Source organism: Paenibacillus alkalitolerans (assembly GCF_016482785.1).
Lineage (GTDB): Bacteria > Bacillota > Bacilli > Paenibacillales > YIM-B00363 > Paenibacillus_AE > Paenibacillus_AE alkalitolerans.
In genome coordinates this window covers 452,585-477,763 of the sequence record NZ_JAEMXM010000001.1, presented here as the reverse complement: position 1 = coordinate 477,763, position 25,179 = coordinate 452,585, and the positions used below count along the sequence as shown (strand labels likewise).

The 25,179-nt window shown below is 50.2% G+C and carries 16 protein-coding genes; all 16 read left to right on the top strand.

Translation table 11 applies throughout. From position 1 onward, the window contains the following. The first annotated feature begins 69 nt into the window (after positions 1-69). The 16 genes from JET16_RS02095 to JET16_RS02020 all read left to right on the top strand — a co-directional run bounded on the left by JET16_RS02095 (position 70) and on the right by JET16_RS02020 (position 25,169). Positions 70-954, top strand: a complete 885-nt coding sequence (locus JET16_RS02095) for a DUF2935 domain-containing protein (protein WP_199613937.1) — start codon at positions 70-72, stop codon at positions 952-954. A gap of 162 nt (positions 955-1,116) precedes the next feature. Continuing rightward, entirely contained in the window at positions 1,117-2,706 is a 1,590-nt protein-coding gene (locus JET16_RS02090) for a response regulator transcription factor (protein ID WP_199613936.1), read from the top strand. Then, positions 2,703-4,514 (top strand): sensor histidine kinase, encoded by a 1,812-nt coding sequence (locus tag JET16_RS02085; RefSeq protein ID WP_199613935.1) that lies wholly within the window; start codon positions 2,703-2,705, stop codon positions 4,512-4,514. Before JET16_RS02090 ends, JET16_RS02085 begins: the two co-directional genes overlap by 4 nt. Beyond that, on the top strand, positions 4,511-6,046 hold the full coding sequence (locus JET16_RS02080) for a response regulator (RefSeq protein WP_199613934.1): 1,536 nt from the start codon (positions 4,511-4,513) through the stop codon (positions 6,044-6,046). The genes JET16_RS02085 and JET16_RS02080 overlap by 4 nt, the downstream gene beginning before the upstream one ends. 125 nt (positions 6,047-6,171) lie before the next feature. Beyond that, positions 6,172-7,851, top strand: a complete 1,680-nt coding sequence (locus tag JET16_RS02075) for an ABC transporter substrate-binding protein (RefSeq protein WP_199613933.1) — start codon at positions 6,172-6,174, stop codon at positions 7,849-7,851. A 144-nt stretch (positions 7,852-7,995) separates the two neighbouring features. Further along, positions 7,996-8,901, top strand: coding sequence for an ABC transporter permease (locus tag JET16_RS02070; protein WP_325176611.1), 906 nt, complete (start codon positions 7,996-7,998; stop codon positions 8,899-8,901). Between the two features lie 14 nt (positions 8,902-8,915). After that, the gene (locus JET16_RS02065; RefSeq protein WP_199613932.1) at positions 8,916-9,824 is read left to right on the top strand and encodes a carbohydrate ABC transporter permease; all 909 of its coding nucleotides are present in this window, start codon (positions 8,916-8,918) and stop codon (positions 9,822-9,824) included. Between the two features lie 165 nt (positions 9,825-9,989). Further along, complete coding sequence (locus JET16_RS02060) at positions 9,990-12,641, top strand: LuxR C-terminal-related transcriptional regulator (protein ID WP_199613931.1); 2,652 nt, start codon at positions 9,990-9,992, stop codon at positions 12,639-12,641. 89 nt (positions 12,642-12,730) lie between these two features. After that, complete coding sequence (locus JET16_RS02055; RefSeq protein ID WP_199613930.1) at positions 12,731-13,699, top strand: NAD(P)-dependent alcohol dehydrogenase; 969 nt, start codon at positions 12,731-12,733, stop codon at positions 13,697-13,699. A gap of 219 nt (positions 13,700-13,918) precedes the next feature. Continuing rightward, on the top strand, positions 13,919-15,031 hold the full coding sequence (locus JET16_RS02050) for an ABC transporter ATP-binding protein (protein ID WP_199613929.1): 1,113 nt from the start codon (positions 13,919-13,921) through the stop codon (positions 15,029-15,031). Positions 15,032-15,067: 36 nt separating this feature from the next. Continuing rightward, positions 15,068-18,034, top strand: coding sequence for an extracellular solute-binding protein (locus JET16_RS02045; RefSeq protein WP_199613928.1), 2,967 nt, complete (start codon positions 15,068-15,070; stop codon positions 18,032-18,034). Beyond that, positions 18,021-18,986, top strand: a complete 966-nt coding sequence (locus JET16_RS02040; protein WP_199613927.1) for a carbohydrate ABC transporter permease — start codon at positions 18,021-18,023, stop codon at positions 18,984-18,986. The genes JET16_RS02045 and JET16_RS02040 overlap by 14 nt, the downstream gene beginning before the upstream one ends. Before the next feature lie 2 nt (positions 18,987-18,988). Then, complete coding sequence (locus JET16_RS02035) at positions 18,989-19,894, top strand: carbohydrate ABC transporter permease (protein WP_199613926.1); 906 nt, start codon at positions 18,989-18,991, stop codon at positions 19,892-19,894. Between the two features lie 18 nt (positions 19,895-19,912). After that, entirely contained in the window at positions 19,913-22,072 is a 2,160-nt protein-coding gene (locus tag JET16_RS02030) for a YIP1 family protein (RefSeq protein ID WP_233530935.1), read from the top strand. Continuing rightward, on the top strand, positions 22,069-24,312 hold the full coding sequence (locus tag JET16_RS02025) for a DUF5696 domain-containing protein (RefSeq protein WP_199613925.1): 2,244 nt from the start codon (positions 22,069-22,071) through the stop codon (positions 24,310-24,312). The genes JET16_RS02030 and JET16_RS02025 overlap by 4 nt, the downstream gene beginning before the upstream one ends. Further along, positions 24,309-25,169, top strand: coding sequence for a carbohydrate ABC transporter permease (locus JET16_RS02020; RefSeq protein WP_199613924.1), 861 nt, complete (start codon positions 24,309-24,311; stop codon positions 25,167-25,169). The genes JET16_RS02025 and JET16_RS02020 overlap by 4 nt, the downstream gene beginning before the upstream one ends. The last annotated feature ends 10 nt before the right edge of the window (positions 25,170-25,179 follow it).

Below are 25,179 nucleotides of genomic sequence, written 5' to 3'. Positions count from 1 at the left end.
TTCAACCTATTTCAAGGAGGGATTTATCTGTATCAACATCCGTTTCTTAACGCACCGATTTGGGCTCATATGATGAACAGCAATTTTGTCCCGGATCGTGAGGCTCTTATCGCGGCATTGGAAGAAATGCGGGTATGGACGATACTTATGGCCGAACATGCCAAATTTATTCGTCTTGGACTTGATCCGAATCCGCAGCAGGAGGAGCTTTTCAGAATGGCCGATCAATTTGCTATTGAGCTCGATAAGCTGTATAGCCGTACGATTGCGACGCCTCCAACAGCTCCGGACGTAATCCTGTTCAACTTGAGGGAAGAAACGATCGTCATGGTCAACCAATTGATAATGTTTAAAAATGAGATCTTCAAAGCCTTGGAAGCTTGCAAGGGGCTTGGCATTTTGCCCGCTATTCTTGTAGATCATGTCCGGCGGGAAGCAGACCGGTTTGTAGGCACATTAGAGCGGTCAAAAACCAATCAACAAACCCGCACACGCGAACGTTTAGGGTTAATGGACGGAGGACGGTTTGCCCAAACGGTTCCACGATTATTGTACAATCGTTTGCCGTCGGAACAGCTTTTTACGGTAGCCATTGAAGAAAGCATGTTCTTTTCCCGTACCCACTCCGAGCATGCCGAACACCTTTCGATGAGCTTCCGCCCCGAAGTTCAAGAGAGTTACCGGCAAACAGCCATTCGTTTCAAGAATGATTACCAGAATCTTATGCTACAGGCCAAAGAAGTTGAAAATACCGGCACTCAATTGCGCGCGCTGCTTGATGAAAATAGGAAGCTCTCCTTTGCGTTTCGTGATTATTTGACCAGAATCTTGGATGAAATATCCACATGCAGAATACCTACCGGGCAAACTAATTTCCCTCCGCTGCTTGCGGACCACATGAGGAGGGAGGTCATTTACTTTATCGATATACTTGACAGAATTCAAGTCAGATAATGCCGAAATCAACTATATTGCAGCAAAAACTTACCGACCCAATATGGGTCGTTTTTTTATCTTAAAACAGTGATCCAGAATTATGGTAAAATGATTCGGAAATGAAAAATGTAACCGTTTACGTGACGCATCACGAATCGGCTGATAAGGAGGAGTGGCTCCTTGAAGAAAGTATTGATCGTGGATGATGAGCCTTACGTGCTCGAAGGCTTGAGAACATTAGTCGATTGGGAAAAGAATGGATTTGTTTTGTGCGGAGAAGCAAGCGACGGAGAAGATGCGCTTGATCTCATTCGCAGCAAAGATCCCGATTTGGTCATTACCGATATCCGGATGCCGGTATTCGACGGATTGACATTGATACGCAAGGCGAAGGAAGAGCTGGCCGTCCGATCGAAATTCGTCATATTGAGCGGACATGCCGATTTTTCATACGCAAAGACGGCAATTCGCTATCGAGTGAAGCATTATTTGAGCAAGCCGATCATGTCGGATGAAGTCGAGCAAGTGATCGCCAAAGTTCGAACCGAATTGGAACAGGAAAAGACGAGCGACCGGTTCGACGAGCGTATTCTCGCTTCGGCTGCCGAATCCGCAATTTCCGGCTGGATGAAGGGTGAGCGCCCGGACGAGCTTTGTGCGCACGCGGCGCAAGTGAGCGGTGTAAACGAGAATTCATCATTTATCGTTATCATAGGGGAAATCGAGAACTACTCCGAAAGCGGCATGAGCCGTCGTTCCGGAGTGAAGGAAATAGGGATCGCCCGTCGAATCGCGTCCGATTTATCCGGGGAATACAACGTTTATTTGTTTGAAGAGAGCGAAAGCCGGTTTGGTATCGCGATCAGGGATTGCAAACGGACAGGCAAGGAGTTCGAACGCCAACTGGCTCATATCGGCGAGCGGTTGCAGCAATGGACGGGATGGACGGTTTCGTTCTATGTCAGCTCGCGTGGACGGGGAATTTCCATGCTTCCCGACTTGTACCGGCAAGCCCAACTTTCGTCGACCCTGAGGCTCGCATCAAAGACGGCGGGAGTGTTCCGCTATTCGGAACATTCCGGCAATTCGGACTGCATCAGCCGTCTCTCCGGCGAAACATCGGATTTGGTGGAAATGATCGCTTCCGTTTCCGGAAAACCCGGGGAGGTCCGTGAGCGTATGGAAAGGTTTTGCTCCGAATTAGCCCGATGTAATGCGGATCCCGCCGATATTCTATTCGTGATCGGCTCATTTCAGACGGAGATGATCGATCTCATCAGCCGGCGAGGCGGTTCTTCCGACCGGCTCATGCCTTATTTATTAGGTTTGAGAGGCAGCTGTTATCCGTTCTTGCCTTCGTCGGTGAAGGACAATTTGGCCGCATTTGCCGCCGTCGCGGCGGAAACGCTGGACGAGTTAAAGCGCAACGCCTTCGGTCATCCGATAATGGCGCAGATTATCGATTACGTAAACACCCATTATAGGGAAAAACTCGAGCTGCGTATTTTGGCCGAAGAGTTCGGCATACATCCCGTAAATCTCGGTCAGTTATTCAAAAAAAAGACCGGTATGCCGTTCCACGATTATTTGCATCATTGCAGAATCGAGGAAGCGAAAAAGCTGCTAAGCCGATCGAATATGAAAATAAGCGAAGTCGCCAAAACGGTCGGTTATTCCGACCCCGAATATTTTGCGGAAAAATTTAAATCGATCGTGAAATGTTTGCCTTCTGCTTATTACAAATTCGAGGAAAGGAACAGCAATCAATGACACGGCAGGCGAAAACGATATTCCCATGGGTCAACGACATCCCGCTCAAATATAAATTTTTATTGATCTACCTGCTGTGCGTGCTCGTTCCGATCATTTCGATCAATCTGCTTTTTCTCAATCAAGTTTCGCAAAATATTCGCGTCCGGGAAGAACAGAACATGTTCATTTCCATGGATCGCGCCACCGGTGAAATCGCGCGTCTGATCGACGAGATGGTCGGCCTCGGCTATTCGATTTCGAAAGACCGCGCGTTGTACGAAGCTCTCGACCGAACGTATGAAACGAGGGTGGAGTATTATGATGTTTTCGACAGCTTGCTGCGAAATAAGCTCAAACCGAACTTACCGGTTCATCCCGGCATTCTCGAGTTGGGCGTGTACACAACGAATCCCACGGTCGAAAGCGGTGGCGAATATTTCTACTTGACCGACCGGATGAGGCAAACCGATTGGTATAAAGCGATTGCTGGATCCAGGAACAGGGTAACCGTCATTGCGCATGAAGATCCCCAGCCTCTACTGCTCGGCAAGCCCGCCAAGCGGATCAGCATTTTGACGAAAATGGACCAGTATGACGGATACCGAACGTATGACAAGTTTTTGAAGATTGATTTGAATATAGGCAAGCTGTTGGAAATTTTACATGTGGAGAGCGGTTTTCTCGATATCGCCTTGATCGATCCTTTGGATCGGATCGTCGTTTCCGGACCGGGTTGGAGCAGCGGGGATTATTCGAAAATACCGGCGGACGCGGAGAACGTCGAGCTGTCGCAGCGTTACGAGCACAAGCTGGGCAACGCCAGCTACTTGTCCGGCTGGAGGCTCGTCGGCGTATCCGACCATCGGAAAATCGCCGAAACGTTATATGAATCCAGGCGGTTTATCTTTTGGCTGGCCGTGATCAGCACCATCGTTCCCACCGTGCTTATCTATGTTATTTTGAGGTCATACAACTATCGGGTGAAGAAGCTGTCGCGGCATATGGAGAAGATGAAAAACGAAAAGTTTGATCCGATCACGCTGCAAGAAGGAAAGGACGAGATCGGGGGACTTATTCGGAACTTCAATCTGATGGCGGCCAAGATCAACTCTTTGATTAACGATGTATATAAGCTGGAAATTCAAAAGAAAGGTCTCGAGCTGGAGAGAGTTCGAGCAGAATTGAATTTTTTGCAGAGCCAGATGAATCCGCATTTTTTATTCAATACGTTGAACGCCCTGCTCGTCGTTTCCAAGAAAAACGGTTACAACCAGGTCGCGGATATAATTAAAAATTTGTCCCTTGTTCTAAGGAGATTGCTTAGCTGGACGGACGATCTCGTAACGCTGCAAGAGGAAATAACGTTTACGGAGATGTACCTCAAGATCGAAAAGTTCCGGTTTATGGACCGCTTCGATTTCAGCATTGATATCGATCCTGCCGCCGCCAGCTGCAAAATTCCGAAGATGAGCATCCAGACGTTGGCCGAAAACGCCTGCAAACACGGATTGCAGGCAGTGAAAGGCGTAAGGATCATTCGTATCCGGGCAATCGTATCGGATCGACATCTGCAAGTCTCGGTTGAAGATAACGGCAAAGGATTCGAGGAGAATAAACGGGAGGAAATTTTGCGCGCTTTAAGCGAAGACGGAGAAATCGGAGGACATGTAGGAATTCTCAATGTGTATAAGCGATTAGCGTTGTTTTATGGCGATCGGGTCGATTTTCGCATTGGAGACGACGCAGGTCAATGGACCGTCGTCAGCTTCTATATCCCGCTTGACAAGCTCTTTGAACGGTCAGTGGAAGGAGGGGAGGCGGTATGAAGCACAAGGCGCTGCTGGTCGATGACGAACCGCTGGCAATCGAGGGTTTGAAACTGATGATCGATTGGGAAAAATACGGCTTTGAAATTTGCGGGGAATGCGAGAACGGGGAAGAAGCGCTGCAAAGGCTTGAAAGCTGCAACCCCGACGTCGTCGTCACCGATATCCACATGCCGGTTATGAACGGCCTCGATTTCATCGAGCGCGCCAGAAAGCAGGGCCAGTCGGACGTGATCTTCATCGTGCTCAGCGGATTCGGCGAATTCGAGTACGCGAAGAAAGCGATGGAATTCGGTGTACATCATTATTTGCTCAAGCCGTTCATCGATGAGGAAGCCGAGGAAGTGCTTTCGGACATAAGCAGCCGATTGGCGGAACGGCGGCGAAAAGCCGCTTACCGGGAATTCGCCGCCAAGGCCGATATGCATCGGTTACTATCGGAGCTGTTGGAGGGCGAGGATCCGGATTCGGACGCCGGGTGGCCGTACCTGAACGATCTGGAACGGAAAGCGCCGTCATGGCGGTATATTCATATTCGAATGGATGAATCGGAGCACTTTGCGGTCAAACAAGCGGTTGTAAATCATTTGGAGCATATCCCGTGCATTGCGATAAACGATCGTGAACCGGGGGTGCTCGGAATCGTATGCGGAATGAGCGATCGGACTGACGTTCGAATGCTCGCGGAACTGCTGATTCAAGTCATTCGGGCAGAGACGGATGTCCTCTTCGGAATTTCCATAGGGGAGAAGACGGAGCGTTTGTCCGATATCAGGCGCTCGTATTTGACGGCGCTTGAAGCGTTCGAGCATTTATTTTTCATGAACGGAGCATCGTACGTTCTGCACGAAGATGTGCGTGAGATGTCGCTGCGCTTCAATCCGGCGCCGACCCGAGAAGCAGACGCAATATTGCAGTCGTTAGAATTCGGGGACCAGGCACAGCTCGATGAATCGATAGACGAATGGCTGGCCGAAAGCCGCGCTTCCCGTGCGGCGCCGGATATGATCCGGATGTCCGTCTGTCATATCATATTCAAAAGCTTGACGATCCTTCGCGAAGCGGGAGCGGACGTCGCCACGATTGCGGACAGGTTTATTTCGGGCGGCAGCTTGCGTCTGTCTAACGCCGGCATGTCCGGTTTGGAATCGCTGCTGAGGGATTTTTGCGTTGAGTGCAGAGAGCGGCTCGGGGCGCTGCGTGAAAGAGGGACAGACCGCTTGATGACGGAAGTAAGGGAATACTTGGATAAGCATTACAGGAGCGGTATGACCATTAAAGAAATTGCGTCCGTGTTTTATGTACACCCTGTTTATCTAGGCAAAGCTTTCGCCGACAAATACGGCGTCGGTATACAAGAGTACGTCCATAATCTGCGGATCGACGAGGCGGCGAGATTGCTTAGGGACACGGAATTGAAGCCGGGGGCCATTGCGGAAAAAGTCGGTTATGCGAGTTATAACCACTTCTTGAAACATTTCGAAAAACGAATCGGTCTTAAGCCTGCCAAATACAAAGCAACTAAATTTTAGGGGGTAACTCCTTTAATCCGTTCATTGTAATCGCATACATGGAGTTCATAATGAAAGGTGTCGGGAATGTCGTGTTGTCTTGAAAGCGTTCTCGTCAAACATCTTTCATAAAGGGAGGCAATTCAATGGGGGTAAGGGTAAAAAGAACTTTTGCATCCGTCATCGCGGTCATTTTATTGGTTAGTGCCGCTTTAATGGGCTGCAGCAGCAACAATGCAACGGAAAATTCGAACGATCCGGGAACGGATACGAATGCGCCTGCGGAACAAAAGACGGATCCGTTGAACATTTCGGTATTTTACGGCTTTTCAGGGCAGGTTCCTACGGAAAATAACAAGATCTCTAAGAAAATCAAGGACGAGCTCGGCGTTACGCTCAAAGAGGAATACTTGGTCGGGGATTCCGAACAGAAGCTTGGCGTGATGATCGCCGGCGGGGAGTATCCGGATTTGATCACCGCCAACACGAAGCTGGTCGCTGCGGGAGCCGTTATCCCGCTGGAAGATTTGATCGAGCAGCACGCTCCGAACTTGAAGAAGCATTACGAGCCATACTGGAACAAAATGAAGGATCCGAGCGACGGCCACATCTACTGGCTGCCGAACTACGGGGTTTACACCGGCGAGTTTAATATGACCTGGTATGCCGGCCCGGCATTTTGGATTCAGAAAGCGGTACTTAAGGAATTCGGTTACCCGAAGCCGAAGACGCTTGAAGAGTATTTCGACTTAATCAAGAAGTACAAAGAGAAATATCCGGAAATCGACGGGCAGCCGACGATCGGCTTTACGACACTGGCATACGACTGGAAGAAGTTTCCTCTATTCAATCCGCCCGAGCATTTGGCCGGATTTCCGAACGACGGCGGCGTCATTGTCAAAAACAACGTTGCGGAAATTTTCGCCCATAAAGATATTGCAAAGACCTACTACAAGAAGTTGAACGAAATCAATGCGCAAGGCTTGATGGACAAAGAAGCGTTCACGCAAAACTACGATCAATATTTGGCGAAAATCGCCACCGGTCGAGTGCTCGGCATGTTCGACCAACATTGGAATTTCGGGCAGGGCGAGGATTCCTTGATCGCGCAGGAAAAAATTGAGCGCACTTACGTGGGCCTGCCTCTCGTATACGACGGAGTTAAAGATTGGTACCTCGACAGACCGCCGATCAACCTGAACAACGGCTTCGGTATTACGGTGGACGCCAAAGATCCTGTCCGGATTATCAAGTTCCTGGATTCGTTGCTGGATGAAAAATGGCAGAAATTGATGCAATGGGGAGTCGAGGGAGAAGACTATTTAGTCGGTGACGACGGCATGTTCTATCGCACGCCGGAAATGCGCAAGCAGCAGGAAGATCCGGCCTGGAAGCTGGAAAACAAGATGGCCGGATTTTTTGGTACATCTCCGAAGTTGGAAGGTACTTTCAGCGACGGAAACGCGACGAGTCCGGGCTCGCAGCCGAAGGAATACTTCGACGGGTTGAAGGAACTGGATAAAGAAGTGCTGAATGCGTACGGCTACAAGTTTTGGACCGACTTCTTCTCCGAACCGCCGGAAAACCCGGTGTACTATCCGGCATGGCAAATCGATCTGATCGAAGGCTCCGATGCGAAATTAGCCGCGACGAAAATGGAAGAATTACAAGTGAAGTACTATCCGAAAGCCATACTTTCCAAACCGGAACAATTCGATTCCATCTGGGACGAATTCGTTAATGAGGCTGGCAAAATTAACATCAAAGCGATCGAAGACCGCTACAACGAACAAATTCAATGGCGTATCGAAAACTGGAGCAACTGATAGAATAGCTGGATCATAATCCGGGAAGCGGGAAGCGGGAAACCATCATTCCGCTTTCCGCTTTATTACCTTGCAGGAAGGGGGAGGACATTGTCACAAGCAGCACTAGATAATAAGCAAAGCGTTCCGGCGGCACGAAAAAAAATCAATTGGAAGCTCATCCGAAACCAGAAACAGCTCATGCTGATGTCTCTTCCACTCTTGGTTTATGTCTTTATCTTTTCATATGTGCCCATTTGGGGATGGTCGATGGCGTTTCAAAACTTCAAACCGGCAAGAAATTTCTGGCAGCAAGAATGGGTCGGCTTTAAGCATTTCCAATTCCTGTTCTCCGACGATACGTTCCTGCGCGTGCTGCGCAACACGCTGGCGATGAGCGTCATCAATATGGTGCTCGGTTTCATAACGGCGATCGGCCTTGCCGTCTTGCTGAACGAAGTCAAAAATAAACTTTTCAAGCGTTCCATCCAAACCATATCTTATTTGCCGCATTTTTTGTCATGGATTATCGTGACCGGCATCGTCGCCACTTCTCTTTCGATCGAAGACGGCATCGTAAATGATGTATTGATGAGATTGGGCTTGATCGAATCGCCGATTTTATGGCTTAGCGAAGGCAAATATTTTTGGGGGATCGTAGGAGCTACCCATGTCTGGAAAGAAGTCGGTTGGAACACGATCATTTATTTGGCGGCAATTGCGTCGATCGATCCTTCCCTCTACGAGGCGGCGGATATGGACGGGGCGAACCGTTACCAGAAGATGTGGTATATTACGCTTCCCGGCATGAGACCGATCATCGTTATATTGCTTATCATGAATCTCGGCTGGATATTGGAAGCGGGATTCGAATTGCAATATTTGCTCGGCAACGGGCTTGTTATGGATTGGTCGGAAACGATAGATATTTTTGTTTTAAAGTACGGTCTAAGACAAGGCAATTATTCGCTTGCAACCGCCGCGGGTATGTTTAAAACCGTAGTCGCCATAACCCTGATCTTTATTGCAAATAGAATCGCCAAGCGTCTCGGCGAAGAACGACTCATCTAAGGGGGCGAACAAGGATGCGGCAAACAATGCAATCATTCCGGCTCGAGCCGGTGCTGTTCAACACGTTTAACGGTATATTCTTAATATTTTTGGCCGTCGTAACCCTTTACCCTTTTCTGAACACGCTTGCGGTATCCTTTAACGAGGGCAACGATACGATTCGAGGCGGCATATATTTGTGGCCACGCCATTGGACGCTGCAAAACTATAGAGCCGTATTCATCAGCGGGACCGTATTCGACGCATTCTGGGTTTCTGTTGCCAGAACGGTGATCGGCACCGTGCTAAGCGTCTTCCTTACTTCGATGCTGGCCTATACGCTCAGCCGGAACGAATATGTGTTTCGCAGGTTTATTACGACTGTCATCGTCTTGACGATGTATTTCAATGCGGGTCTCATTCCGTTCTACTTCTTGATCCGCGATCTGCATCTGCTTAACAATTTTCTCGTTTATATCGTTCCCGGTCTGATCAGCGCATTTAATCTGATCGTTATCCGGACATACATCCGCACGCTTCCCGAAGGTTTGATTGAATCCGCGAAGATGGACGGGGCCGGCGATTTCTATATCTTTCTGCGGATCGTATTCCCGCTGTGCACGCCGGTGTTGGCGACTATCTCGTTGTTCGTCGCCGTCGGGCAATGGAACTCATGGTTGGACACATTTTTCTTTGCTTCATCCGATCAAAGGCTGAGCACGCTTCAGTTTGAATTGATGAAATTGTTATCTTCCACAATGAACCAGAACAGCAATCCCGGGCTTGTGGCGGGCATGGATAAGGAGAGCGCGAGAAATATGGTGACGCCGGTGTCTATTCGGGCAGCGATTACGATGGTCGCGGCAACGCCGATACTTTTTGTCTACCCGTTCTTGCAGAAACATTTCGTTACCGGGCTGCAGTTGGGAAGTGTGAAAGAATAGCGTGATTGGAGCAATGGCTCGTTAAAACCTTGATTGGCTTTACGCCTCTCAAGGTTTTTCGCTTTATACATTCCTCCGGTTCATTTGCTAAAAAATAGTTTGGAAACTTTCGGCATAATACTTTAGAATTATTTTTTATAATAGTGAACGATGGGGGGACGGATATTGAATACACCAATTATATCCACAAAACTTTATATACCCGCGACAAGGACTAAATCTGTTCACCGTCCCCGCCTGATCGAACGGTTGAACGAGGGTTTGCACCGTAAGCTGAGCCTCATCTCCGCCTCCGCCGGTTTCGGGAAGACGACGCTTGTCAGCGAATGGCTTGCCGTTTGCGGACATCCCGCAGCTTGGCTGTCGCTCGACGAAGGAGATAACGACCTTCCGCGCTTTCTCACTTACCTCTGTGCAGCCTTACAGACAATTGCGGATAATATTGGAGAAGGTGTGTTAAGCATGCTTAACGCTCCTCAACCGCCGTCAACCGAATCGATATTGACCGCATTGCTCAATGAAATCGCAGCAGTCCCGAACAATTTTATTCTTGTCCTTGACGATTACCACGTTATTGATGCCCGGCCGATTGACGATGCCCTCGCTTTTCTTCTTAGCCATCTGCCTCCTCAGATGCACATGGTCGTCGTCACCAGGAAGGATCCGTTTCTACCCCTTGCCAGACTGCGCGCCCGGAATCAATTATCCGAGCTTCGCATCTCGGATTTACGGTTTACCCGCTCGGAAACGGCAGAATTTCTTAACCGAACGATGGACCTGAATCTCTCGCCTGAACATATCACCCTGCTTGAAACCCGAACCGAAGGCTGGGCTGCCGGTCTGCAATTAGCCGCGATTTCATTACAGGGTCACAAGGATCCAGCCGGCTTCATCGAATCATTCTCGGGTACCCATCATTTCGTGCTGGATTATCTTGTAGAAGAAGTGTTGCAACGGCAATCTGAGAGTGTGCAATTTTTTTTGCTGCGCACATCGATTCTGGACCGATTGTGCGGCCCTCTCTGTGATGCCGTTATGCGCAATGGCGCCGAAGATCGCTTCGATCCCGCCGAAACCGGGCAAAAAACACTCGATTATCTTGAGAAAGCCAACCTGTTCCTCATCCCGTTGGACAATGAGCGGCGCTGGTACCGATATCATCATCTATTTGCAGAATTGCTTCGCCAACGAATGCAACAAGATGCCGTCTTACCCGAATTACATATTCGTGCGAGCGAATGGTATGAGAATAATGGACTGGAGCTTGAAGCTTTCCGGCATGCAGCCGCCGCTAATGATCTTCACCGCGCCGCGCGGCTTATGGAAGGCGGGGGAATGCCGCTTCACTTCCGCGGTGCGGTGGCCCCTGTTCTGAATTGGCTAAAGTCGCTTAGGACAGAGGAGTTGAACGCCATCCCCTCGTTATGGGTAACATTCGCCTCGGTCCTTTTATTTGTTAATCAAATATCCGGTGTCGAACAAAAACTTCAAGCTGCCGAACAATCTCTTCAGAATGCCGAGCCTGACATCAATACTCGTGATCTTAAAGGACATATTGCATCCATACGAGCCACTTTGGCTGTCAGCCAGCATCAAGCAGAAACCATTATTGAACAGTCGCAACTCGCTCTTAAGTATTTGCATCCCGATAATCTTCCCGTCCGTACGGCCACAACTTGGACGCTAGGGTATGCCTTTCAGCTTCAGGGAGACCGCAGCGCGGCAATTCGTGCTTATACCGAAGCCATAACAATCAGCGAACAAATCGGGCATTTCATCGTCGCCATCATGGCTAACATCGGACTTGGCAATATAATGGAAGCAAATAACCAGCTCGAGTCTGCAAACGAAACCTACCGGCGTGTCCTGGAACTCGCAGGCAATCCGCCGCACCCGGTTGCCTGCGAGGCTCATCTTGGTCTTGCCCGCATCTTCTACGAATGGAACGATCTCGATGCCTCGAAGGATCACGCGCAGCAGAGCATCCAATTGGCGAACATGATCGAGAACTCGGACAGATTGATTGCCGGCGAGGTTTTCCTTGCTCGTATGACGCTTGCCGAGGGGAAGACTTCCGTCGCGGCTGCATTGTTGGCAAAGGCGGGTCGTCATGCACAAGAGCGTAACTTTTTACTTCAGATTCCCGAGGTCGCAGCCGCGCTAGTGCTTGTATTGATCAGGCAGGACAAGTTAGCCGAAGCTGCTGATCTGGCTCAAAAATACAGCCTTCCCATCAGCCAAGCCCGAGTACATCTGGCGATGGGGGACACATTTGCGGCACTGGCGGCTTTGGAACCATTTCGTCTGAAGTCCGAAGAGAAGGGTTGGGAGAATGAACGGCTGAAGTCTATGGTTTTACAGGCTATCGTTCTTCAAGCACACGGCGAACAAGAAAAAGCTATAAGTCTTCTAATTGACGCGCTGGCATATGCAGAGCCCGGCGGCTTCATTCGCCTCTTTGTTGATGAAGGGATTCCGATGGCCAGGCTGCTGTCCGAAGCGGCTTCCAGCGGAATGTCCCCGGACTATATCGATAAATTGCAGGCTGCATTTGAAGCCGAACAGCAAAAATACAAAGACAAATCGAATCAGACTCTGATCGAACCGCTCAGCGAGCGTGAACTAACAATCTTGCAGCTTATTGCCCAAGGCCTCTCGAATCAAGAAATTTGCGAGCGGCTTTTCCTCGCATTGAGTACGGTTAAAGGATACAACCGGAATATTTATGACAAGCTGCAAGTCCGGCGGCGCACCGAAGCGGTGGCACGCGGCCGCGAGCTAGGTCTGTTACAGCCGTACCCCAAGACCATACTTTAGTATCTAAAACTCCATACCTTGTTGCAGATAAACTATATATAAATCGTGCGCTCGGCACTTTACTGTGAAAGGAATGGAATGGAATCCATATGAGAGCTGTCGTTTACCAAAAATTCGGTTCCCCCGATGTTCTTGAACTGAAGGAGGTGCCAAAGCCGACTCCCAAGGACAACGAAGTGCTGATTCGAGTACGTGCGACAACCGTAACATCCGGGGATACAAGGGTACGGTCCCGTAACGTGCCTGCAGGCTTCGGACTGATTTCCCGGCTGATTTTCGGCATATACAAGCCGAGGCAGCCGGTGCTTGGGACGGAGCTTGCCGGAGAAATCGAAACCGTCGGCAAAGATGTAAAAACCTACAAACCGGGTGATCAAGTTTTTGCAATCAGCGGAATGGGTATGGGGTGTTATGCCGAGTACAAAACAATGAAGGAAGATGGGGCGCTAGCCATTAAACCGGCGAATCTGACATACGAAGAAGCGGCAGCGATTTCCTTCGGTGGAACGACCGCACTTAGTTTTCTTAGAAAAGCGAAGATTGAACGCGGGGAAAAAGTGCTCGTCATCGGCGCTTCCGGAGGGGTAGGCACGGCTGCGGTGCAGCTTGCAAAGTATTTTGGGGCGGAAGTGACAGGTGTATGCAGTACCGCAAATCTTGAGTTGGTGAAATCGCTTGGCGCAGATAAAGTAATTGATTATACCAAGGAGAAATTCACCGAGAACGGCGAAACCTATGACATCATTATGGACACGATCGGTACGGTCGGATTTTCAAGCTGCAAAAAATCGTTGAAGGATAGAGGGCGCCTTCTTCTCGTTGCAGGAGGTTTGCCTCAGTTTGCACAAATACCGTGGGCTTCCATGACAAGCAGCAAGAAAGTAATCGCCGGCATGGCAACCGAACATGCGGAGGACTTGCGATTCCTCGCGAAACTGGCGGAAGACGGCGAATTTATTGTGTTCATAGACAGGCGCTTTTCCTTAGAGCAAATTTCCGATGCACACCGTTTCGTTGATCAGGGACGCAAAAAGGGAAATGTCGTAATTACCGTATGATCGCATGATCATCATTGGATTACAAATTTGAAATAAAATGATTGCGAGTCACGGAAAACAAAGAGCTTCGCAGCATGGCGAACGCTTTTTGTTAGTTCCGTGGCTTTTTTGCATATTCCGCTGGAAAGTGAATTGGTCCGCTGCAAAAATGTACGATTGCAGGAAAATGCGGCGGGGAGTAGGTTCAAATCATACAGGTTTTGTTGAGAGGAGAAAAATATGGCGCGTATTTTATTCCACCACTTGTATAAGTCGTACGGCAAAAACAAACCGCCTGTTGTGAAGGATTTCCATCTTGAGGTCGAAGATAAAGAATTTGTCGTGTTCGTAGGACCTTCCGGCTGCGGAAAGTCGACAACGCTTCGTATGCTGGCCGGACTCGAGGAAATATCCGAAGGGGAAATCGTTATTGACGATGAGGTCGTCAACGAACTCCCGCCCAAGGATCGGGATATCGCCATGGTATTTCAAAATTATGCGCTGTACCCGAACATGGCGGTTTATGAAAATATCGCTTTCGGTTTGCGCCTCCGCAAGCTGCCCAAGCACGAGATCGATCTGTCGGTGAAGAAAGCGGCGCGGGTGCTTGAAATTGAATCGTTTCTCGGCAGAAAACCGAGAGAGCTGTCGGGCGGACAGCGCCAGCGTGTGGCATTGGGCCGCTCCATCGTGCGCAATCCGAAAGTTTTCCTTATGGATGAACCGCTGTCCAATCTGGACGCAAAGCTTCGCGTTCATATGCGCACGGAGATTATCAAGCTGCAGAAGCAGCTCGGAGTAACGACCATCTATGTAACTCACGATCAGACGGAAGCGATGACGATGGGAAGCCGCATCGTAGTGATGAAAGACGGCGTGATCCAACAGGTCGATTCGCCGGAGGCGATCTACAATCAACCGAAAAATATGTTCGTAGCCGGCTTTATCGGGTCTCCCCCCATGAATTTTATTGAAGGCAAAATTCAGCAAGCGGGAGAGAAATTGGAGTTCCATACGAACCGGTTTGCCTTGGAAATTCCCGGTGGACAGGCAAACATGCTTCGCAGACACAATTTGATCGACCGTTATGTCATTCTTGGAATACGTCCGGAAAACATCGGTGTTGAGACGATAATGTTCGAAGCCTTCCCGAACGCCGTCTTCCGCGGGATCAACAACTTCAGCGAGCTGATGGGCGCCGACCGCTATCTGTATGTGGATATAGGGACGGATGCCGATCTGGTCGTCCGCGTCAATCCGAGAAACTATTTCGCGGAAAGCGAGACGATTGCGCTGGTCATGGATATGAATAAAGCTTTGTTCTTCAATAAAATGACAGGCGAAAAGTTTTAACGACGCTGTGTGTCCAGGATAGAAGAGGTGATTGCCATGTTATTGATCCGCCGCGCCGCGGTTACCCTTATCTGCATTACGCTCATCGCCTCCGTTGTAGCGCAAACTTCGCTGACGAAAGCGAATAAGACGGCCGCCGGGGAAGGAGCTCCGGTGCCGGATGAACCGCCGGCATCGTTGGAAAGTACGGAGCACGAACCGTACTACTTGGAAGTTTCCGAAAGGTGGAAACAAGAGGGTGTGCCTGCAGCGACAAGCAATATTGTGATTGAGGGAAGCAGGCTCGCCGGCCTGTCGGAGCAGGCGGATGTGATTACCGGTCATTACGCCGGAAGAAACAATGTGCTGATATGGAGAAACGATCGGACGAATTGGATTGAATATGAGGTTCATGTGCCGGAGACCGGTTTGTACGAAATCGTGCTCACTTATCATTCTTACAACGATAAAGAATCGCCTTACCGGAGCTTTCGTCCAACCATGCTGGCCATGTCCGTGGACGGACGATATTTGTTCCGCGAAGCAAGGGCGATGGCTTTTCCGCGGTTGTTTCGCGATACGCTCCCATTCAAGAAGGATGAATTCGGCGATCACATCCGGCCGAGACCGATCGAGCTAGAGCAGTGGATCGAGAAGCCGTTCGAAGATGCGGGAGGAGCGTATTCCGCCCCGCTGCAATGGAAGCTGACCGAAGGAACGCACAGACTTCGGCTGCAATCGTTCTCGCCGATCGTTATCGGACAAATCGAGCTTAGATCGCCGGCTGCAGTTCCCGCCTACGCCGATATAACACCGGAAAATCCGGATAATTCTCCGGCGGGCAGCGAAATTGTAATCGTAGAAACGGAAACCGTGCATGCCAAAAACGACGTCGCGCTGCAAGTGACGGCCGACCACGATGCATTCACGACCCCCGACGCAAACAACAAGACAATCTTTAATGCGGTGGGAGGAACGCGTTGGCAGAGCGGGGGAGGTGCCGTTACTTGGTCGTTCGAAGTTGCCGAAAGCGGGCGATACAAAATCGGGATGCGCGCATATCAAGGGTATCAGTCTAACAAGAAAGTGTTCCGCAAGATTTATATTGACGGCAAAGTGCCGTTCCGGGAGCTCCTTGCTTATCCGATTCCTTATAGCTCGGGCTGGCAAGGTGTCCTGCTCGAGGACGAGTCGGGCAACCCTTACGAAATATATTTGGAAAAGGGTATGCATACGATCACTATGCAAACGACGTATGCCCCGTTCAATCCTGTCATCAAAGAGCAGGAAGGGGTGCTCCGCGCCATCCGCGCGCTGTCCGACGACATCAACACGATCACCGCAGGCGTGGACGACCGGAACCGGACTTGGTCAATCGAAGAAAACTTTCCCGAACTGATCGACCAGCTTGAATCGATCCTGACGCAAGTCAAAGAGATGGAGACGATGCTGATTGAGGTTAACGGTCAGGCGGATAATAACACTCAGGCTTTGTCCACGTCAGTCACGGATCTGCAGGAGATCAAGAAATACCCGAACGATATTCCGTACAAGCTGGAAGAGCTGTCCACGGTCGCTACGCGTATCGGTTCGATTACGGCGGGACTTACGAATGCGCCGTTGATGCTAGATAAACTGTATATTGCGCCAGTCGGCGCCAAGATGCCCCGCATCGTTGCGAATTGGTGGGAGAAGCTTGCGGGTTCATTCTCCGCTTTCATCCATTCATTCGGCGCTGAGAGCCGGCTTTCTTACGATAATGATGAAGTATTAAACGTATGGATCAACTACGGCAGGGATTATGTGAATTTGATTCAAGACATGGCGGATCAATATTTCACTCCTGAAACGGGAATTCGGGTCAAAGCGGATTTGCTTCCGGACGAGAACCTGCTGGTGCTGGCCAATGCGGCCGGCAAGGCGCCGGATATCGCCCTCGGTATGACCGAAGGTCGCCCGATTGAGCTGGCTATCCGCGGCGCAGTGGAAAATTTAGCGGACAATCCGGGCTTCGAAGACGTCTTCAAGCAATATTCCCCGGGCTCGACGCTTCCGTATTATTACAATGGCGGATACTATGCATTGCCTGAAACACAGCGGTTTCAAGTGCTTTATTACCGGAAAGATATTTTGCAGAAGCTGGGACTTCAAATTCCTGAAACGTGGGAGGACGTCATCCGGATGATCCCGACCTTGCAGCAGAACGGGTATAACTTTCACGTTCCGTTCAACGATTATATGACATTCATTTACCAGCACGGAGCCGACTTTTACACCGGTGACGGGTTAAAAACAGCCCTGGATACACCGGAAGCTTTCAGCGGCTTCAAGTTGATGACCGACTTGTTCACGATCTACGGAATTGAGCGTCAAGTGCCGAGCTTTTATCAGCATTTCAGAGACGGCGACATGCCGATCGGGATTGCCGATTTCAACTTCTATTTGCAGATGCGTGTAGCCGCGCCGGAGCTTGACGGATGGTGGGGCATAGCGCCCATGCCGGGAACGAGAGGACCGGATGGAGAGATCGAACGTTGGACGGGAGGAAACCAAACGTCGGCCGCGATATTCTCAAAGTCCGTCAACAAGGAGGAAGCGTGGAAGTTTCTCCAATGGTGGCTTTCGGCGGATGTTCAGCAACGCTTCGGGAACGACCTGGAGGGTTTCTATGGAGTCGCGTTCCGCTGGAACACCGCGAATTTGGAGGCGTTCACCCGTCTGCCTTGGAACGAAGACGAATTGAACGTTATGTTGGAACAATGGCGCTGGTATAAGGATATTGCGAACATTCCGGGCTCTTACTTCATTTCCAGAGAGCTGCTGAACGCCTGGAACCGCACCGTGCTCAGCGGTCAAAACTACAGGGATTCGCTGGAAGAAGCCGTTCTTGGCATAAATCGCGAAATATGGCGCAAAGCGAAGGAATTCGGCTTTATTGACGAAACCGGAAACATTGTGGATACATATGACCCGCCGAAAGTAAAGGAGCCATGGAAGGGAGTGGACGCTTATGTCAGTCCATGATGCAGGTCTGGCAGAACCGAAGCTGCGGGCGCCCATACATGTCAAATCGAAAAATTTGTTCAAAGAGATGTGGAGATTCCGGCTCTCTTATCTGTTCATCGCTCCTTTCGTCATTTTATTTTTCTTGTTTGTCTTGCTTCCGGTGCTTGCTGCATTAGGTCTAAGCTTTACCGATTTCAATACGATTCAGTTCCCGAACTTTATCGGCTGGGACAATTATGAGTACATGCTTTCCCAGGATACGCTGTTTCTTAAGCATGCGATTCCCAACACATTGAAGTTTGCCGTACTGGTGGGACCGGGCGGATTGATCCTGTCTTTCATGCTTGCATGGATCATTGCGCAAATTCCGGACCGGATCCGTCTTTGGTTCGTGCTGGCAATTTACGCGCCTTCCTTGACCGGCGGCGTCGTAATGCAAATCATCTGGCTTCCACTTCTGGCGGGCGACCGTCTCGGCTACCTGAACAGCTTTCTGTTTCGGTTGGGCCTGATTAACGATCCGCAGCTATGGGTGCTTGACCCTGCCTACTTAATGAACTCGATGATCGTTGTCACGCTGTGGTCGAGCATGGGGGTAGGCTTCCTGGCCATGCTCGCCGGAATATTGAACGTCGATCCCGCACTGTACGAAGCGGCCCGGCTCGACGGCATCAATAGCCGTCTGCAAGAAATTTGGTACATCACAATACCGTACATGCGGCCGCAAATACTGTTCGCTTCCGTAATGGCGATCGTTGCTGCGTTCAAAGGCGGTTCGATCGGCGAACAGCTGTCCCAGATGAAGCCGACGCCGGAATACGCAGGCCATACGCTGATCAATCATATCGACGATTACGGCTTGATTCGCTTCGAGATGGGCTATGCCGCTGCGCTTTCCGTAGTGCTGCTTGTTTTCATCTATCTCTTTAACCGGCTCAGCTGGAAATTGTTCGGAGCGAAGGAGGATTGAAAATGATCCGGTCCATCAAACAACGTGCGGGAATGGGGGTTTGGCGGAACAATTCGCGAACATTGTCCCGCATCGATAACACTCAGAAAGTACTGATGGTGCTGCTCGGCTTGTTCAGCTTATTTATGCTGCTGCCGCTGGTATACATATTCAACCACGCATTCAAGCCGTATTCGGAACTGTTTATTTTCCCGCCGAATGTTTTCGTTCGGCAGCCGACTTTGTCCAACTTCATAGAGTTGTTTGTTGTTACGAGAGATTCCGTAATTCCGGCGACCCGGTATTTGTTCAACAGCGTTACCGTCGCATTTCTTGGGACCGCTTCGGTGGTAATTATCAGCGCACTATGCGCATACCCCCTCGCCAAACATAAGTTTCCAGGTCATAAATTGCTGTTCGCTGCGATCGTCGTCTCCCTAATGTTCGTGCAGGAAGCAGTGAACATTCCGAGATACGTCATAGTTGCAAACCTTGGAATTACGGATACGTACTGGGCGCATATTTTGCCGCATGCGGCGAGTACGGTCGGAGTATTCTTGATGAAGCAATTCATGGATCAGGTTCCTAACGAATTGCTTGAAGCGGGAAAAATCGACGGCGCAAGCGAGCTTACGATTTTCCTGCGAATCGTCATCCCGGTAACGATGCCGGCCGCCGCGACCGTCGCCATCTTGGCGTTTCAAGGGATATGGAGCGATGTTTCGACCTCTACCTTGTTCATCCAAAACGATGCAATGAAGACGTTCCCGTTCTTTCTGACCACCATTACCCAAAATTTGGCCAATTCCGTCGCAAGGCAAACGGCGGCAGCCGCTGCCGCCCTGGTAATGTTCTTGCCTACCCTGATCATGTTCTTGTTTTTTCAGCGCAAAGTGATCGCGACAATGGCGCACTCAGGGATCAAATAGACATGGGGAGGGAAGAGCATGAAATTTTACATACGGCAATGGATGCGAACGCCGCTTCTTTGCCTGATCTGCGTACTCGGCATGATCGTGTCGCCGTATGCGGCGGAAGCCGAGGTAGCATACGGTACATTTACAAAGGACAATTACGGGTTTCAAATAGAGACGCAGCCGGCCTACTACCCGCATCGAATTATCGGGGCAGGGCTGATGAAGCAGCATCCTGACGATCCGGCTGCAATGGCGCCTTCCCCGTTGCAAAAACCAAGCGACGTATTCATCGACAGCCGCGACGAAATCTACATTGCGGATACGGGCAACAACAGAATAGTCAAATTCGATAAGTACGGAGAGTGGGTCCGATACTACGAACTGCCCGAAAGTCCGCTGAACGCTCCTCAAGGCGTATTCGTCGACGATAACGGCGATATATACGTCGCCGACACGGGGAACAAGAGAGTAGTGCGGCTATCCGCCGATGGAGAACTGTTGAAGGAGTATAAGCGTCCGGAATCGAGGAATGTGCCGGATGAGCTTAAATTCGATCCGACCAAGGTGATAGTTGACAAGAGAGGATACGTCTATATCGTTACGATGGGCGGCTATTACGGCATGGTGCAGCTTGACCCCGAAGGGGAGTTCAAACGGTTTTACGGCGCCAATGCCGCTCCGTTCTCGTTACTGGATGCCGTCAAGCGAGCGATATATACCCGGGAGATGTACGAGAATGAAACACGGAAAATTCCTCCGCCGGTGAGCAACGTTGCAATTGACCGCGAAGGTATTATCTATACGGTAACGAACGGCCCGAAGGTCGGAACCGAACAAATAAAGAAGCTGAACTTCCAAGGGGAAAACATACTTGCTCAATACAGCAAGTTCGGAACCGCGAAACAAAGCTTCGGAGAGCTTAACCGTTATGACGTCCGCTTCGCCGAAGGAGAGCCCCAATTCCCGCAGCTTGTGGATGTGGCGGTAGACGGTGAAGGCAACTTTACGGTGTTGGACTCACTATATGCCTATATCAGTCAGTATGATGCCGACGGTAACTTATTATTTTATTGGGGCGGGCCGTCATCGCCTTCCGCTTCGCAGTTGGGTTTGCTGAAGGTGCCGGTGTCGATCGAGACGAACTCAAGAGGAGAATTGTTCGTGCTGGATAGCCAGGAAAATATGCTTCAGGTTTACCGCTTGTCCGAATTCGGCGCCATGGTGCATCATGCCAACCGTCTGACTCAACAAGGCAGATACATCGAGAGCGAGCAGCCGTGGGAGGAGGTGCTGCGCTTGCACTCGGAATATCTTCCGGCCATCCTCGGTTTGGCAAGAGCAGCCTATAAGAAAGGCGACTATCACGAGGCGGCGCGTTTGTTTAAGGATGCCGGCAACGCCAAGGGCTATTCGGAATCGTTCTGGCAAATCCGGCTGCAGTGGTTTCAGCAAAGGTTCGCCTTGTTTGCGAATATATTTGCCGCAACCGTTGTTGCTTATTTGTTCTTAAGCCGGCTGTTCCGTAAATATATCGACTCGAACCGTTGGAAATTGCGAATAAGCTTCGGCTTTCCTCTCTGGATTCAAATAAAGCAAAGCACGGTTATTTTGAAACATCCTATCGACGGATTTACCGCACTTCGGTACGAGAACAAAGGCGGCTATGCGAGCTCCTTTCTCCTGCTTGCCGCCGCTAGCGCCTCCGTGGTCGTGTCCGAAACGACGACTAGCTTCGCCTTTAATCCAGTGCCGTCTTCCGGATTTAACATCGTATCCATGTTGATGCCTTTCTTCGGCTTATGGTCCGGATGGGTGCTGTGCAATTATTTAATAAGCTCGATTTACCGCGGCGAAGGCAGGTTCAAGGATGTGTTCGTCGGAAGCGCGTACGCATTGACGCCGCTCATTCTTGTAGGAGTGCCGCTGGCCTTCCTCTCCAATGCCATGACGCATTCGGAAGGAGCCATATACGAATATCTCCACAACGGCATGTATATATGGCTGGCACTGTTGTTCTTATGGAAAGTTCAGTCTCTTCACAATTATTCCGTAGGCGAAACTTTGCTGAATATTGCGATGACTTTTGTCGCGTTAGCGGTTTTGGCCGTACTGATCTTTCTTGTCGTCGGTCTCACGAACGAGTTGCTTACTTTTATACATGAGGTATATCGGGAGGTGGCGCTGCGTTGATCTTAAGGAAGCAATTAAGAGCGGGCTTCATTATTATATTCGCGGTTGCTTTGATCGTGGCGGCAAGCCGGATGAATTATAAATTCAAGGAGGACTCGGCCGAAGCTTCAACGCCGGAATCATTCTCGAGCTCGAATCGGAAAGAGGCGGCGCTGCCGGCGGATGAAAGCTTCCGGCAGGTGGCGGAGACCGATATATTGCGTCTTAAGCTGGACGAATCGACCGGTCATTTCCAAGTGGAGGATAAAAGAAACGGACATGTGTGGAGGTCTTATCCCGATCCGCGGGACTGGGCCAACGAATCGATCGGAGGTATGTGGAAGCAGCATCTCGTTTCCCCGCTGATGTTTCAGTACATCGACTTTACCGTCTATAATTCACCCCCGAAGGAGAGCAATTTTACGGCGGTGAACGGAACGATTAACGCCGTGAAGGAGATCGAAGGCGGGGTGCAGTGGACTTACGATATGCCGGAGTACGGATTGTCCGTTCCGGTGCAAATCCGAATCCTGGATGATTACGTGGAGACGAAAATAATCGACGGCGGGATTAAGGAGCACGGATACAGCTTGCTATGGCTTCGTTTGTTTCCCTTCTTGGCGGCGGAGCATTCGGCGAACCGGGAAGGGTACATGTTTATTCCCGACGGCTCCGGCGCCTTGATTCGCTTCGACGACAATCGCATAAGCACGAATAGAGGATATCAGGAACCGGTGTTCGGAAGGGATCCGTCATTCGAGACCGGTCTATCCTTCAGCTCCCGTTATCCTGTGAAGATGCCCGTGTTCGGGATAAAGTCCGGAAACAAGGCGATGCTCGCGGTAATCGGGGAAGGAGCCGAGTACAGCGAAGTGTTCGCCGCGCCGTCAGGCCTGTTCAGCCAATACAATTGGATCACCGCTCAGCAAAAGTACAGAGCAGAATACGAGCAAATTACGAACCGAAACAAAGGAACAAGCTATATAACTTACAACAAAGAGATGAGGTTCGGCACGGACCGGACCGTTCGTTACTATTTCCTAGACGAAGATGAGGCCGATTATGCGGGAATGGCCGCCCGATATCGCCGCTACTTAATGCAAGAGAAAGGGATGCGCAAGCTGGAAGATAACAACGAACCGCTTCCTTTGTACATATCGTTGATCGGGGGCGATACCGCGGACGGCATGATCGGGGACCGTTATATCCAAGCGACCTCCACCGAGGAAGCGGGCCTTATCGTCACCGAGCTGCGCAACCGAGGTGTCGGGAAAATGTACGTTACCTATATGGGTTGGCAGAAAGGCGGCTACAGCGCACACGGCGGTTATTTTCCCGCGGATGATCGTCTGGGGGGGAACGAAGGGATGAAGCGGTTCGTCGAATTGGCGCATTCCATGCATGCAAAGGTATTGTTAGGCGTCAACTATGATTTGAACAACACCGGAGCGAACGGTTTCATGGCACAGTACCACGCCGTTCGCGACATGGCGGGCACGATTCAGAAATTCAGGCACCGCAAAGACAATTTGTACATGGCCAGCCAGCAATTTATTCTAGAGACGATTGAAGGCGATTTATCGGAATATCAAAAATTCGGAGCGGACGGTTTGTTTCTGGAACAAGCGGGAAGCATGCTGGCCAGCGATTACAATGCAAGGACCGGCAGCGACCGGACGGAAGCATTGAAATTGCAAGAAGAAATTTTTCAACAAGTCAACGACTCACTTGGAATAGTCGAAGCGGAAAACCCGAACTTTTATGCCGTTGACAATGTTACGCATATCCGCAATTTATCGGATGACTTCTCTTACGATTTGTTCTCCGAGAAACCGGTGCCGTTCGCTCAGATCGCCTTGCACGGGCTGATCACCTATACGTCAAGCGAAGAAAATGACAGACATCAGAACACGAACGACTTTCTTCGTGATATCGAGTACGGTGCGCTTCCGTCCTTTGTCTTCACGCAGGTTGAAACGGAAGCCCTCACCGAAGCGCACGGACTTCAGCTGAAAAGCTCTGCATTCGCGGATTGGGCGGAAACCGCGGCTGCCGAATATGAACGATACAATAAGGCGCTGGCGGGGGTGCAGAGCAAGTTCATAACGGATCACCGCGAGCTTGCGAACGGCGTCATGGCAACGATATATGAAGATGGAACGACAATACTTGTCAACTACAATGATAATCCTTACGTTCACGGACAAGTGACCGTCCCTGCACGCAATTACGTCGTACTGGAAGGGAATGGCGGGGTATGAAAAGGAGACGTAAAATCAGCGCGGCGGCGGAACGAAAAATATGGGGAACGATTTTTATTTCCAATTGGGCGACCGGCTTCTTATTGTTCATGGCTTTCCCTCTTGCGTATTCGTTCTATATGAGTTTCAACCACTTGGAAATTTTAGCGACCGGCCTCAAGGTGGAATACCGGGGGTTGGAACATTACAGATCGATCCTGTTCGAGAACGGAAGATATTTGTACGACGAACTGATCCCATTCTTGCGGCAGTCGCTGATTATGATTCCGGTCATCGTTATTTTCGCCTTGCTGATCGCCATCATGCTGAATCAGAAATTCGCAGGCAGGACCGTCTTCCGGGTCATCTTCTTCTTGCCCGTTATCTTTACGACGGGACAAATTATCGAAGAGTTCATGGCGCAAGGGGAAGGGGATATCGGTTTTCTGGAAAGATACAATATTTCATACTTTGTCACGCAGCTGTTTCCCGGAAGCTGGGCCGCTCCGATCATTGCCGTATTGGGCTCCTTTGTCCTGGTGCTCTGGTATTCCGGAGTGCAAATCTTGATATTTCTTGCGGGAAGGCAAACCATTTCCGGCTCCATCTACGAGGCGGCGCGGATCGACGGAGCGACGCCATGGGAGACATTCTGGAAAATTACGCTGCCGGAGATGGTGCCTTTCATACTTCTAAATTCGATTTATACGGTTGTCGATTTATTCACGTTCCCTACCAATCCGATCATCGACAGAGTCAATACGACGAATTACGGGCTTTCCAGCGCCTTGGCCTGGATCTATTTCGGTATCATTTTAGCTTTTCTCGGCCTTATATTTTATATTTTCTCCAGAATTACACGACCGGCCAAAGCTTGACGAGGAGGTT

What these genes read in the sequence shown, in the direction of transcription:
- JET16_RS02065 (WP_199613932.1), top strand. Translation starts at nt 8,916, where the DNA reads ATGCGGCAAACAATGCAATCATTCCGGCTCGAGCCGGTGCTGTTCAAC.
- JET16_RS02075 (WP_199613933.1), top strand. Translation starts at nt 6,172, where the DNA reads ATGGGGGTAAGGGTAAAAAGAACTTTTGCATCCGTCATCGCGGTCATT.
- JET16_RS02035 (WP_199613926.1), top strand. Translation starts at nt 18,989, where the DNA reads ATGATCCGGTCCATCAAACAACGTGCGGGAATGGGGGTTTGGCGGAAC.
- JET16_RS02055 (WP_199613930.1), top strand. Translation starts at nt 12,731, where the DNA reads ATGAGAGCTGTCGTTTACCAAAAATTCGGTTCCCCCGATGTTCTTGAA.
- JET16_RS02030 (WP_233530935.1), top strand. Translation starts at nt 19,913, where the DNA reads ATGAAATTTTACATACGGCAATGGATGCGAACGCCGCTTCTTTGCCTG.
- JET16_RS02080 (WP_199613934.1), top strand. Translation starts at nt 4,511, where the DNA reads ATGAAGCACAAGGCGCTGCTGGTCGATGACGAACCGCTGGCAATCGAG.
- JET16_RS02045 (WP_199613928.1), top strand. Translation starts at nt 15,068, where the DNA reads ATGTTATTGATCCGCCGCGCCGCGGTTACCCTTATCTGCATTACGCTC.
- JET16_RS02095 (WP_199613937.1), top strand. Translation starts at nt 70, where the DNA reads ATGATGAACAGCAATTTTGTCCCGGATCGTGAGGCTCTTATCGCGGCA.
- JET16_RS02050 (WP_199613929.1), top strand. Translation starts at nt 13,919, where the DNA reads ATGGCGCGTATTTTATTCCACCACTTGTATAAGTCGTACGGCAAAAAC.
- JET16_RS02085 (WP_199613935.1), top strand. Translation starts at nt 2,703, where the DNA reads ATGACACGGCAGGCGAAAACGATATTCCCATGGGTCAACGACATCCCG.
- JET16_RS02020 (WP_199613924.1), top strand. Translation starts at nt 24,309, where the DNA reads ATGAAAAGGAGACGTAAAATCAGCGCGGCGGCGGAACGAAAAATATGG.
- JET16_RS02040 (WP_199613927.1), top strand. Translation starts at nt 18,021, where the DNA reads ATGTCAGTCCATGATGCAGGTCTGGCAGAACCGAAGCTGCGGGCGCCC.